We start from the raw sequence: 12,662 nt of genomic DNA, 5'->3' as shown, positions 1-12,662 counted from the left end.
TTTGAAACAGCAATACTTGGGGTTTTTGAATACTAGTTCTATAAGTAACTCTCAAGTTTTTTTTGGGTTAACCCCTTTTAATTTTGAAGAAATCTCGAAAAAGTCAACATTACCTAATAGTATAGATCTGACTATTAATCATAATGAAGTTCTGGGTAAACGTGCTGAACATTTTTTTGAATATTCTATTCGTCTTTCTCCACACTATGAGGTTATTGCAAAAAATATCCAGATTTTCAAAGAAAAAATTACTATTGGCGAGTTAGATTTCCTTGTTAAGGATATACACAATCATAAGGTTATACATATCGAATTGGTCTTCAAATTTTATGTTTATGATCCCAATATTTTGGATGAAATTAATCGATGGATTGGACCAAACCGTAAAGATTCTTTAGTAGAAAAAATTGATAAACTAAAAAACAAACAATTACCATTATTATTTAATGATCAAACCAAATCAATTTTAGATGATTTCAACTTAGATGTAAATAAAATTGATCAACAAGTATGCTATTTAGCAAGTTTGTTTGTTCCATATTCATTTAAAGAGAAAGAAATGCAACTTGTTAATAACGATAGCATCGTCGGATACTGGATTCATTTTGAAGAATTTATTCCTAAAAAGTATGCTTCTTTTCGTTTTTATATTCCAAAAAAGAAGGATTGGATTGTACACCCAAGACACCATGAGGTCTGGCACTCTTTTGATGAAATCTATGAGCAAATAGAGGATCTATACATGCAAAAAAAATCTTCATTATTATGGATAAATAATGGAGAAAACTCTTACGAGCGCATCTTTATAATTTGGTGGTAAACTATTATCTCATCCCGTTTTAATATCAAACAAAAACTTCAAAAAAAATTACAATCCGCTTATATAACTTCCATAAAGGTCATTGAAATGAAAACCTTCAGAAATTTTATGCTTACTTAGCTTTTTGTATTCAACCAATCCCCATAATAAAAACTCTTTCATAAAATAAGAATCACGATTATTGATATCGGGTTGATATTCTTTAATTAAACTAGTAAGAGGAGGTATAGTATCTAATTTTTCCATGTATTCCTTATCTGGTATATCATCGAGTAATTCAACACCACTCTGTTCGAAAAACCAGTTTATTAAATTCTGGTAGGGACTTTCATAATCTTCTTTCTCTAACTTTTCTACCTTAGGAAAATAATTCGAAAACAATGTTTTTATAGCATTAGTTATCAATGTTTGTGCAACAGATGCTGCTCCTTCTTGTTCTCCTTCATATACCAATTCAACTTTACCTGTTATAGAAGGTATCACCCCAATAAAATCACTCAATCTTAGCAAAGTACTGGTATCCCCCGAATGTAATGCTCTATATTCTGCAGTACTCAAAAGGTTTTCATAAGCCGTAATACTCATTCTTGCGCTTATCCCACTTTTATGGTCAATAAACTCACTTTCCCGTGCCTGAAAACTAATTTGCTCTAGTAAATCCTTGGCCAGATCAGGCACATGTACCAAATCACTTTGCCTCGAATCAAGTTTGGCTTCTTGCTGGGTAATTGTCTTAGCTACTTCTATAGTTTCTGGATAGTGTGTTAAAATTTGAGAACCTATCCTATCTTTTAGAGGAGTAACAATACTTCCTCGATTGGTATAATCTTCTGGATTAGCTGTAAATACAAATTGAATATCCAATGGTAATCGCAATTTAAATCCTCTAATTTGAATATCTCCTTCTTGTAATATATTAAACAAAGCCACTTGGATACGCGCTTGCAAATCAGGCAACTCATTAATAACAAAAATACTTCTGTTGGCTCTTGGGATCATCCCAAAATGAATCACTCGATCATCTGCGTAACTTAATTTAAGGTTGGCTGCTTTAATTGGGTCTACGTCTCCTATGATATCTGCTACAGTAACATCTGGGGTAGCCAATTTTTCTGCAAATCTATCAGATCGATGTAACCAGCTAATAGGTGTGTCATCCTTTTTATCGGCTATTATATTTGTAGCATATCTAGAAATCGGATGAAAAGGATCATCATTTATTTCAGAACCTTCTACTATAGGAATCCACTCATCCAATAGATTAATCATTTGTCTGGCTAAACGAGTTTTAGCCTGACCTCTTAAACCCAATAAATTAATATTATGTCGTGAAAGAATAGCCCTTTCTAATTCTGGAATTACTGTATTCTCATATCCATGAATTCCTGTAAAGGTATCTTCATTATTCGTGATTTTTATTCTTAAATTATCTCTTAGTTCATCCTTAATAGATTTACTTTTATATCCAGCTTCTTTTAATTGACCTAATGTTTTTATATTATCAATTTTCATATTTTTCTATGTTCTTTAAAACAATATTTTTTGACTCAAAATTTTCTAATTAGTCTACCCTCTAATTCTTTTTTTCCTATTGGTTTCGTAATCCTCAAAAATCATTTCTCCTAATCCTTTCAAACCGGTATAAAATGCCTTTCCTTGATTTGCATAGGTAAACTCTCTAACAAACTGTATTAAATATGGATCTTGAGCAATCATAAATGTTGTAATTGGAATATGCAGTCTACGTGCTTGTTGAGCCATCATATAACATTTATTAACAATATGTCTATCCAAGCCATTACTATTTTTATAATATTGACCATCTGGCATTCTAAGACAACTAGGTTTGCCATCGGTAATCATAAAAATCTGTTTATTTGTATTACGTTTTCTACGCAGCATATCCATTGCCAATTGCAATCCTGCTACTGTATTGGTATGAAATGGTCCTACCTGCAGATAAGGAAGGTCCTTGATAGCAATGGGCCAGGCATCATTACCAAAAACTAAAATATCCAGTGTATCTTTTGGATAACGGGTGGTAATAAGTTCTGCCAATGCCATTGCTACTTTCTTAGCCGGAGTAATGCGATCCTCACCATACAAAATCATGCTATGGCTAATATCGATCATTAACACTGTGCTCATTTGAGCTTTAAACTGAGTTTCTTCTACTACCAAATCATCTTCGGTGAGATTAAGATCACCAATACCATGATTAATTTGTGCATTCTTTAAACTCTCAGTCATTGAGATACGTTCTAAGGAATCCCCATACTGATAGTTGCGAAATTCTCCTGCATGCTCATCTCCCCTACCGATGTAATTTGTTCGATGATTTCCTGAACCACTACGTTTTAGTTTTCCAAAAATCTGATCCAATGCACGTTTACGTATAGCTTGTTCTGTCTTGGCAGTAATAGACATCCCTCCTTTTCCATCGGGTTTAATCTCTTCCCGAATATATCCTTTCTTTTTTAAGTCTTCCACAAAATCATCTAACGTATACTCTTCATCAGTTAGTTGATATTCTTTATCAAGCTCTTTCATCCAATCCAAAGCTTCATCAAGATCACCTGAAGTATGTGTGATAATTTCCTGAAAAATATCAAAAAGTTTATCGAACGGAGATTGTTCTTTTGCCTCATAAACTTTAAAAGTGAAGCCCTTTTTGAAAATTTTCTTTTTCTCGTTCATACATTAAAGTTAGCATATTTTATAAAAGATAAAGACACATAATCTATCTAAGAAATAAGAATTAACATTTGTTTTGGATAATTACAGGCATAAATCAACATTTTGATGTCACCGAATTACAATTTGCCAACAATTGTTATCTTTGAGAAGAAAGTGTACAGAAATAAAGTACAAGCACAAACATCAATCGTTACAATCACACATTATCATATCTTATGAAAAAATATATCCTATTTTCTTTACTCCTTGCTTTTACATGTTCTATTCATGCACAAGATGATATAGAAAAAGTGAAATCTACAGTTTCTAAAAGTGAAATCGAAGGTCATATATATTTCTTAGCTTCAGATGAGTTAAGAGGAAGACAAACCGGAAGCCCTGAAAATAAAATTGCTGCACAATATCTAGCAAATATGCTAAGAAGTTATGGGGTAAAACCTATTCCTGGCGAGACTAGTTATTTACAACCTGTAGAACTCAAAAAGACTTCTGGTGCAACCAAAACTGAATTTAAGTCCGGAGATCTAACCCTAAAACAGATACTAACCTTAAATCAAGTTAATACAAATTATAAAGGAAAAGCAGTTTTTCTAAATTATGGAGTAGAAGAGGATTACAAAGATACAGATGTTACAGGGAAATTCGTAATATGCATTATAGGGAATAAAGATGAAAAAGCAGTACGAGCAGCTTTTACAAAAACCCAAGAAAAAAGAAAACTAGCCAAAGAAAAAGGAGCATTAGGTATCATCGAAATATGCAATGTAGATGATGTCACAAGAATGCAAATGGAGCATTATTTTAATGGTGATAAAATGTCTCTTTCAAGTTCAAATAAAGAAGAGAAAAATGAATTTACCCATCTATGGATCAATGATAAAAATGAAGAAATAAGTAAGCTTTTTACTACTGCCAAAGAAGCAGATATAGAACTAATGGTAGAAGGTATTAAAGATAGTAATGAGTATTCGCAAAATGTTATAGGTGTCGTTGAAGGATCAGATCCTAAACTTAAAAATGAATATATTATTTATTCTGCTCATTATGACCACGTTGGTATTGGTGTACCCGTAGAAAATGATTCTATTTATAACGGAGCCAGAGATAATGCCGTAGGAACAGTTACTGTGCTTTCTGCAGCAGAAAATATTGCAAAATATCCAACCAAAAGATCAGCACTTTTCATTCTCTTTACCGGAGAAGAAAAAGGGCTATTAGGCAGTAAATGGTATGTTGACCATCCCGTTATTCCATTAGATCAAATGGTATATTGTTTTAATAGCGATAATGGCGGTTATAACGACACCACTAAAGCTACTATTATCGGATTGGGTAGAACTACAGCACAAAACGATATTACCGAGGCAACAAAAGCCTTTGGTTTAGAGGCTATCGATGATCCAGCACCAGAACAAGGACTATTTGACCGGTCTGATAATGTAAATTTTGCTGCTAAGGGTATACCTGCTCCTACTTTTAGTATGGGTTTCACTTCATTTAACGAAGAAATTACCAAATACTATCATCAGGTAACCGATAATCCTGATTCTGTAGATTATAATTATTTATTTAAGTTTTTTCAGTCATACGTACTGGCTTGCAGGAAAATTGCAGACAACCCTAAAACTCCGTTTTGGGTGGAAGGCGATAAATATTATGAGGCAGGAAAAAAATTATATAAAAAATAAGTAATCCATTCTATTGTTTATAGATCGATACTATATGAAACATATCATACTGCTATCCATTATAGTGGTTTTTACGGTTTCGTGTTCTAAAAAAAATCCCTTAGAAATTGCTCTTCAATCAGATGCCGCACGTATCCAAACGGTGATGCAAAATTATAAGGATTATGAGCTTCAAATCATATACACTCAAATTGATAGAGATAAGGACAATATTCCTGGTTTTAAAGATTATGAATTTAATGTTGATGACAGTATTTATTTTTATCCTGCTAGTTCGGTAAAGTTTCCAGTTGCTTTGATGGCTCTTGAAAAAATGAAAAATTTACAAGAAAAAGGAATTAATATCGATCGAAAAACGAGTTTTAAAACACAAAACGATACGTTATATACTTCTATTGAAGAGGCTATTACAAAAATTTTTGCTGTAAGTGATAATCAAGCTTACAATCGTTTATTTGAGTTTCTAGGGCAAGATTATATCAACACAAATTTAAAATCCAAAAATCTTACAGGTAGGATTTCTCATCGGTTATCAGCATTTCATTCTCAAAATTTAAAAACCCAACCTGTCTTTTTTAAAGAAAATATACAAAATGGTGATACTATATACCAACAAACAAGCATAAAAAATTCACCTCAACCTCTATTATCATTAAAAAAAATACGGAAAGGTAAAGGGTATATCTATAATGACACATTGATCCCGCATCCCAAAGATTTTTCTAAAAAAAACTACCTTCCTCTTAGGTCATTACATGAAACTATGAAACGCATGCAGTTTCCTGAAATGTATTCAGAATCTCAACGCTTTGCTATCGCCCCAAACGATTATGAGTATGTCCTAAATGCCATGAGTACATTACCTTACCAAGCCGGATATGGCAAAGAAAAATACTATGATTCTTATGTCAAATTTTTCATTTTTGGTGATACAAAAAAGGATATTCCTAAAAACATTAAAATCTTTAATAAAGTGGGATATGCATATGGTTACCTAACCGATTGCGCATACATTAAGGATACAAAAAACAACATCGAGTTTATTCTTTCTGCCACTATTCATGTTAATAAAAATGGAATCTATAACGATAACAACTATGAATATGATGACATAGGAATCCCATTTTTGGCTCAATTAGGAAGAGAAATTTATCGATTAGAAAAAAGAGACTAGCTAACCCATAGTAAAACTACGGTATTTTATCAAAATCTTAATTATAAAGCGTAAAAACCGCCTTTTTAATAGATATTTCACTCTTTTTTAACAAAATAATATCATAAAGAGGTCTTTTAAGCGTTAATTTTACATAACCCCTATGTAGATATATTGTTAATGTACTATTACAAATACATATGAAAAGACATTTAAAGATTATGTAATTGCGTACTATAGTATGGTATGTGATTCTTAAAACCCCAAATTATGAAAAACTACATACTACCCCTTTTGGTATTTTCTTGCACACTGCTGTATCCAAATATTTTAGTGAAAAATTATACTTCGTCTATCACTATAGATGAAATTCAAAACCCTCGAGATCGTAAACTATCTCCCCAAGAAGAAAAACAAAGAGGTATAGATCTTTTAGCAAATGAAATTATTGAAAATATCGACGGAATCGATTTAAGAAAAATGGCAAGATCTGCCATCTTTGAAACTTCTTATGGTTTTAGATGGAAAATGGTCAATTTACATACAGGCAAAAAAATTATTATTAAGGTAAATAAAGATTTCAAACTTATTTCTGCCAGAACTGGAGATAATTCTAAAATAATTACGCCATAAAACTACTTTGAAAGTAGTCTTTTTACCTGCTCATAATCCTCTTCATACTCCCAATAAATTATTCTATCATAAGCATATTGAATTAGAATAAAATTTTCGCTTACCGATAAAATTCTATCTATAGCGACAAGTTTTTTAGAAGCTTCGGCAACTTCGACTTCTTCTGTAATCTCTTTATTTCTGGCATCAAAACCATGAACAATAGTATGGTTTTTTAGTGTAAGTTCTATAAATCTCATTATTACTGCATTTTACCTCTCAAAGGTATTTAATTTACTTAACACCGCTTTAAGAATTTAACTTTTACATTTTAGTAACTTTAGAGCTCATAAAGTCAATCCAGCGACAGGTGATAAAAACACTTCTTTTTCTTACAACTATTACTCTTAGTTTCCTTGGGTTTTCGCAAGAAAATATATCACTTACGTATGTAGGGAATATGGGAGTATATATTTCTAATGACCAATCCTCTTTTTTAATCGATGGTTTACATTTGCAATATGGGGAAGATTATCTTTTTCCAGATGAAAAACTCGTTCATAAAATAAAAACTGTGCTAAAACCCGATGCAATTTTATTTACGCACTATCATGGTGATCATTTTAGCAAAGAACTTTCCATTAACCATCTTCAGTTAAATAAAGAAACAATTCTTTTCGGCGCAAGTCAGGTTACATCTGGTTTTGAAAAATTTAATGATCGTGTGATTACTATTGCTACAAAAGATTATAATAGGCAATCTCATAATCTCAAAAATTTAAAAATTACAGGACTAAAAATAAACCATGCCGGAAAAAGGCATATTTCAGTAGAGAATGTAGGTTATATAGTTAACATTGCAGATAAGAACATTCTGCATGTTGGAGATACAAACTGGCTAGAAGAAATAAACTTGTTTGAACAATTAAAATTATTTAATGAATCCATAGATATTGCTATTCTTCCGTATTGGATGCTGATGGATACCCGTGCTTCAGAATTAATCAAAAAATATATACACCCAAACCATGTAGTTGCAACTCATATTTCACCCCGAATAAAACAAGAAGAACTACAATCCTTAAAGAATAAATTTCCAAAAGTTTATTTTTTGACCGAACTAGAACAGCAAATTCAATTATAATTCAATGACAACAATGAAAAGAAACATCTTTCTTCTTTTTTTAGGAATCACTTGCATAGTATCTGCTCAAGAATTCTCTATGGATCTAATTAAAGATCTTACTCCGCGTAATATTGGTCCTGGAGGAATGAGCGGGCGTGTAACAGCTATAGATGTAGTTATCTCTGATCCTGATATTATTTATGCAGGAACTGCCTCTGGCGGACTATGGAAATCTAAATCCGGAGGTATCAAATGGGAACCCATTTTTGATCATGAAACTACAGCTTCGGTTGGAGCAGTTGCTATACAACAATCTAACCCATCTGTGATCTGGGTAGGTACTGGAGAAGGAAATCCCAGAAATAGTCTTAATGGTGGATACGGTATATACAAATCCCTAGATGGTGGCAAGAATTGGAAGTCAATGGGGTTAGAAAGAACACGACATATTCATAGAATAATTATTGATCCCACCGATCCCAATACGATATATGTCGCAGCTATTGGATCTCCATGGGGCGAACATCCAGAAAGAGGTATTTTTAAAACTACTGATGGAGGTACAACATGGAGGAAAATTCTATTCGCAAACAACAAAACCGGAGCTGCTGATCTTATTATGGATCCTACCAATCCCAATAAATTAATTGCTGCATTATGGGAACATAAGCGAGATCCATGGTTTTTTAAATCCGGTGGAAAAGGTTCTGGCCTGCATATCACCCATGATGGAGGCAAAACCTGGGAACAACGAACAGATAAGGATGGTTTGCCTAAAGGAGAGTTAGGCCGCATTGGATTAGCCATTGCTGCTAACAAACCCAATATTATCTATGCCTTAGTTGAAGCAAAAAAAAATGCGCTCTATAAATCAATCGATGGAGGATTTAAATGGGCAAAGGTGAATGACAAAAATGATATCGGTAACCGTCCATTCTACTATTCTGATATTTTTGTGGATCCTCAAAACGAAAATAGAGTGTATTCTGTTTTTACGTATGTAAATGTTTCTGAAGATGGAGGTAAAAACTTTTCGCAACTTATGCCAGCATATGGGGTTGATAATGGTATACATCCGGATCATCATGCTTGGTGGATTCATCCTAACGACGGTAACTATATGATCGATGGTAATGACGGTGGCTTAAATATTACAAGAGATGGTGGAAAAACATGGCGTTTTATCGGTAATCTTCCTGTAGCTCAATTCTATCATATTAATGTAGATAATGAGTTTCCATATAATGTGTATGGTGGTATGCAAGATAATGGTAGTTGGAGAGGACCTGCATACGTCTGGAAAACACAGGGAATTCGTAACTCTTATTGGCAGGAAATATCCTTTGGTGACGGATTTGATGTGGTTCCAGATAAAGATGATTCTCGTTATGGCTGGTCCATGAGCCAACAAGGGTTTGTGCTAAGATATGATTGGAAAACAGGGAATAACTATATTGTTAAGCCAATTCATCCTGATCCAAAAGTTAAACTTCGTTTTAATTGGAATGCGGCAATTAATATTGATCCCTTTGACAATAGTACGCTGTATTTTGGAAGTCAATTTGTACATAAAAGTATCGACAAAGGACTTACCTGGAAAATCATATCACCAGATTTAACTACCAATGACCCTAATAAACAAAAACAGGCGGAGAGCGGTGGATTAACCATGGATGCAACAGGGGCAGAAAATCACTGTACAGTTATTGTAATAGAGCCCTCAATTTTAGAAGAAAACATGCTTTGGGTGGGTACCGATGATGGGCGAGTACATATCACAAAAAATGGAGGTGCCAACTGGACCGATGTGTCAAAAAACATAAAAGAACTACCGCAAGGAAGTTGGATTGTACAAATTAAAGCCTCGAACAAGAATAAAGGTGAAGCGCTCTTAGTAGCAAATGATTATAGAAGATTTAATTACATTCCTTATGTGTTTAGAACCACCGATTATGGTAAAACCTGGAAACGTATAGTACATCAAAATGATGTAAAAAGTTATGCATTAAGTATTGCAGAAGATCCTATCGAAAAGAATCTTATATTTTTAGGTACAGATGATGGGTTATACATTTCATTAAACGCAGGAAACAGTTGGACAAAGTGGACAAAAGGATTCCCTACGGTACCTGTAAAAGATTTAGTAATTCAACCTAGAGAACATGACTTGGTCATTGGTACTTTTGGTAGAGCGGCATGGGTGTTAGACGACATACGACCTCTAAGAGCTTTAGCAAAAAATAAGAGTGTCCTAAATCAAAAACTACAACTTTTCAAACCTCCTGTGGGGTATGAAGCTGCATACCAACAACCAACCGGCACTCGTTTTGGTGGGGATGCTCTATACAATGGTGAAAATCGTGATCAAGGTGCTCATATTTCATATTATATTAAAGTAGAAGAAAAGAAAAAAGAAAACACCGAAAAAGAAAAGAAAGAAGATATAGAAGATGACGAAAAAGAAAAAACTAAAGAAAAGTGGGATTCTATTCATCTCAAAATTTATGATAAAGATCGCTTAATAAGAACCTTAAAAGAAAAAGCTCCGGATTCTACTGGTTTTCATAAAATAATGTGGTTAATGGATGAAAAAGGAGTAGATAATCCTTCTCGGAAAGTTGAAAAACAGGACAAAGAACCCGATGGTGTTACTGTTAAGCCGGGCCAATATAAACTGGTCATGCAATATGGTGATCAAAAATCTGAAACCGATATAGAAATCATGAATGACCCCAGAGTACAGGTTTCTCAAAAAAACATTGATGAAATTTATACCGCTTCCAAAAATTTGGAAAAAATGACTAAAACTGCCGCTGATGCTGTTAAACAATTAGCAGAAAGTAAGGAAGTAGCTTCTAAATATCAAAAGGAACTTCAAAAATCTGATAAGAAGTTATATAAAGATCAAATAAAATTATCTGGAGATATTACCAAGAAAATCGATAGCGTTATAGCACTATACATAGGAAAAGAAGATAAACGACAAGGAATAACTCGTAACCCCGAAGTAAATGTTATGCAACGCATTCAAACAGCTAGGAGATATACCGATAGTCGCCAAAATGGTTTAACTTCTACAGAAAACACTCTTATCAAACATGCCAAAGATGATTTAAATGATGCTCTAAATAAGACTAATGAGTTTTTTGATACCCATTGGAAATCCTATCGTGAAGCAATAGAGAAATCGAATATATCTCCTTTCAAGCAAACAAAGAGTTTTAGTTTAGAATAAAATAAATAATAGCCCGTAAACCAAGATTAATACACCCTAACTTTTTATGATTATTATGTTTAGAAACTATATTTCAGTATTATCCTTTTTTTTAATTACCACAATTGCAACTGCCCAGGATACTGGTGAAAATGATTTAGGCGCTTGGTATATGTATTTTGGCACCAATCAAATAACCGACAAATTAAGTATCCATTCTGAAGCTCAATTTCGTTTTTATGAAACGACTTCGAACTTTAACCAATTATTATTAAGAACCGGATTGAACTATCATATAAATGATCATGCCATAGCTACTATTGGATATGGATATATTAATACCGATGGTACTTTTGAAGATTTCCCGGATGAAGAAAATTCTAACGAACATCGAATTTTCGAACAATTTATCCTTAAAAATACTGTTGGTAAATTCAAGTTTGAGCATCGATATCGTCTAGAACAGCGATTCATAAACACACAGACTAATAATTTTACAGAACACAGAGCCCGGTATCGACTTCAACTTACCTACCCCATTAATGAAAAATGGTTTTTAAATGTATATGATGAAGTCTTTATTAATTTACAAGAACCTATTTTTGGACAAAATCGCTTATATGGAGCAATTGGATATACTGTAAAAAGCAATTTTAGCATTCAATTGGGATACCTCAAAAATCATTTTACTGGCGTAAATTTTGATCGTTTACAGTTAGGAATTTTTTATAATACCGACTTTAGAAAAACTAAATAGCGAAACATGGCAATCAACAAAGGTGATCATCCCGCACTTATACTAATCGATGTTCAAAAAGGGTTTGAAGATATTCAATATTGGGGAAGTGAACGTAATAATTTAGATGCAGAAGCTAACATAGAGGTGCTCTTAAAATTCTGGAGAGCAAATAGGCTTCCTATATTTCATATAAAACATTGCTCTACTACCCCAAATTCTCCTCTTAAAAAAGGAAATCCGGGAAATAACTTTCAAGATTTTATTATTCCAAAAGATGAGGAGCCTATTATCGAAAAAGAGGTGAATAGTGCTTTTATTGGTACAGATCTTCAAAAACAATTAGAGAACAAAAACATCAATACCCTAGTCATCGCTGGTTTAACTACTGATCATTGTGTATCCACCACAACGAGAATGGCAGGCAATTTTGGGTTTACTACATACCTAATTGAAGATGCAGTTGCTACTTTTGATAAAATCGGAATTAAAGGAAAGCATTATAGTGCACAATTAATCCATGACACTGCTATAGCCAGTCTTAAAGACGAATTTGCAACCATTTTATCTACAGAGTCTTTATTAAAAAATATACTTCTCTAAAAAATGATTCCTA

11 protein-coding genes are annotated in these 12,662 nt (G+C 33.1%); 8 read left to right on the top strand and 3 right to left on the bottom strand.

Annotated elements, in window-relative coordinates; translation table 11 throughout:
- The first annotated feature begins 1 nt into the window (after window position 1).
- Complete coding sequence (locus tag ABW637_RS13020) at window positions 2-820, top strand: DUF1853 family protein (RefSeq protein WP_367585137.1); 819 nt, start codon at window positions 2-4, stop codon at window positions 818-820.
- Between the two features lie 48 nt (window positions 821-868).
- On the opposite strand, the gene ABW637_RS13015 is transcribed toward ABW637_RS13020, so the two are convergent.
- Together ABW637_RS13015 and ABW637_RS13010 are read right to left on the bottom strand one after the other, a co-directional pair.
- Window positions 869-2,332 carry a magnesium chelatase gene (locus ABW637_RS13015; protein ID WP_367585136.1) on the bottom strand — a complete coding sequence of 488 codons (1,464 nt, stop codon included), beginning with the start codon at window positions 2,330-2,332 and terminating at the stop codon, window positions 869-871.
- 54 nt (window positions 2,333-2,386) lie between these two features.
- Complete coding sequence (locus tag ABW637_RS13010; RefSeq protein ID WP_367585135.1) at window positions 2,387-3,517, bottom strand: vWA domain-containing protein; 1,131 nt, start codon at window positions 3,515-3,517, stop codon at window positions 2,387-2,389.
- 215 nt (window positions 3,518-3,732) lie between these two features.
- Between ABW637_RS13010 and ABW637_RS13005 the strand changes: the two genes are divergently transcribed.
- The 3 genes from ABW637_RS13005 to ABW637_RS12995 all read left to right on the top strand — a co-directional run bounded on the left by ABW637_RS13005 (window position 3,733) and on the right by ABW637_RS12995 (window position 6,991).
- Window positions 3,733-5,205 (top strand): M28 family peptidase, encoded by a 1,473-nt coding sequence (locus tag ABW637_RS13005; RefSeq protein WP_367585134.1) that lies wholly within the window; start codon window positions 3,733-3,735, stop codon window positions 5,203-5,205.
- A 34-nt stretch (window positions 5,206-5,239) separates the two neighbouring features.
- Window positions 5,240-6,379 carry a serine hydrolase gene (locus ABW637_RS13000; RefSeq protein WP_367585133.1) on the top strand — a complete coding sequence of 380 codons (1,140 nt, stop codon included), beginning with the start codon at window positions 5,240-5,242 and terminating at the stop codon, window positions 6,377-6,379.
- A gap of 249 nt (window positions 6,380-6,628) precedes the next feature.
- Window positions 6,629-6,991, top strand: a complete 363-nt coding sequence (locus ABW637_RS12995) for a hypothetical protein (RefSeq protein WP_367585132.1) — start codon at window positions 6,629-6,631, stop codon at window positions 6,989-6,991.
- A gap of 2 nt (window positions 6,992-6,993) precedes the next feature.
- Here the strand turns inward: ABW637_RS12995 and ABW637_RS12990 are convergent, their stop codons facing one another.
- Entirely contained in the window at window positions 6,994-7,230 is a 237-nt protein-coding gene (locus ABW637_RS12990) for a hypothetical protein (RefSeq protein WP_367585131.1), read from the bottom strand.
- Between the two features lie 110 nt (window positions 7,231-7,340).
- On the opposite strand from ABW637_RS12990, the gene ABW637_RS12985 reads away from it, so the two are divergent.
- Genes ABW637_RS12985 through ABW637_RS12970 form a run of 4 tightly spaced genes read left to right on the top strand, consistent with a single transcriptional unit; the run spans window position 7,341 to window position 12,649 of the window.
- Window positions 7,341-8,114, top strand: a complete 774-nt coding sequence (locus ABW637_RS12985) for an MBL fold metallo-hydrolase (RefSeq protein ID WP_367585130.1) — start codon at window positions 7,341-7,343, stop codon at window positions 8,112-8,114.
- A gap of 13 nt (window positions 8,115-8,127) precedes the next feature.
- The gene (locus tag ABW637_RS12980; RefSeq protein WP_367585129.1) at window positions 8,128-11,331 is read left to right on the top strand and encodes a WD40/YVTN/BNR-like repeat-containing protein; all 3,204 of its coding nucleotides are present in this window, start codon (window positions 8,128-8,130) and stop codon (window positions 11,329-11,331) included.
- Between the two features lie 55 nt (window positions 11,332-11,386).
- A complete protein-coding gene (locus ABW637_RS12975) occupies window positions 11,387-12,067 on the top strand; it encodes a DUF2490 domain-containing protein (RefSeq protein ID WP_367585128.1) in 681 nt (226 codons plus the stop codon).
- 6 nt (window positions 12,068-12,073) lie between these two features.
- On the top strand, window positions 12,074-12,649 hold the full coding sequence (locus ABW637_RS12970) for a cysteine hydrolase family protein (RefSeq protein WP_367585127.1): 576 nt from the start codon (window positions 12,074-12,076) through the stop codon (window positions 12,647-12,649).
- The last annotated feature ends 13 nt before the right edge of the window (window positions 12,650-12,662 follow it).

This window comes from Aquimarina penaris, from assembly GCF_040786285.1.
Lineage (GTDB): Bacteria > Bacteroidota > Bacteroidia > Flavobacteriales > Flavobacteriaceae > Aquimarina.
This window is presented reverse-complemented; position numbering and strand designations above follow the sequence as displayed.

Coding starts and splice junctions, on each gene's coding strand:
- ABW637_RS12970 (WP_367585127.1), top strand. CDS start 12,074: ATGGCAATCAACAAAGGTGATCATCCCGCACTTATACTAATCGATGTT.
- ABW637_RS12995 (WP_367585132.1), top strand. CDS start 6,629: ATGAAAAACTACATACTACCCCTTTTGGTATTTTCTTGCACACTGCTG.
- ABW637_RS13010 (WP_367585135.1), bottom strand. CDS start 3,517: ATGAACGAGAAAAAGAAAATTTTCAAAAAGGGCTTCACTTTTAAAGTT.
- ABW637_RS12990 (WP_367585131.1), bottom strand. CDS start 7,230: ATGAGATTTATAGAACTTACACTAAAAAACCATACTATTGTTCATGGT.
- ABW637_RS13015 (WP_367585136.1), bottom strand. CDS start 2,332: ATGAAAATTGATAATATAAAAACATTAGGTCAATTAAAAGAAGCTGGA.
- ABW637_RS13000 (WP_367585133.1), top strand. CDS start 5,240: ATGAAACATATCATACTGCTATCCATTATAGTGGTTTTTACGGTTTCG.
- ABW637_RS12980 (WP_367585129.1), top strand. CDS start 8,128: ATGAAAAGAAACATCTTTCTTCTTTTTTTAGGAATCACTTGCATAGTA.
- ABW637_RS13005 (WP_367585134.1), top strand. CDS start 3,733: ATGAAAAAATATATCCTATTTTCTTTACTCCTTGCTTTTACATGTTCT.
- ABW637_RS12975 (WP_367585128.1), top strand. CDS start 11,387: ATGTTTAGAAACTATATTTCAGTATTATCCTTTTTTTTAATTACCACA.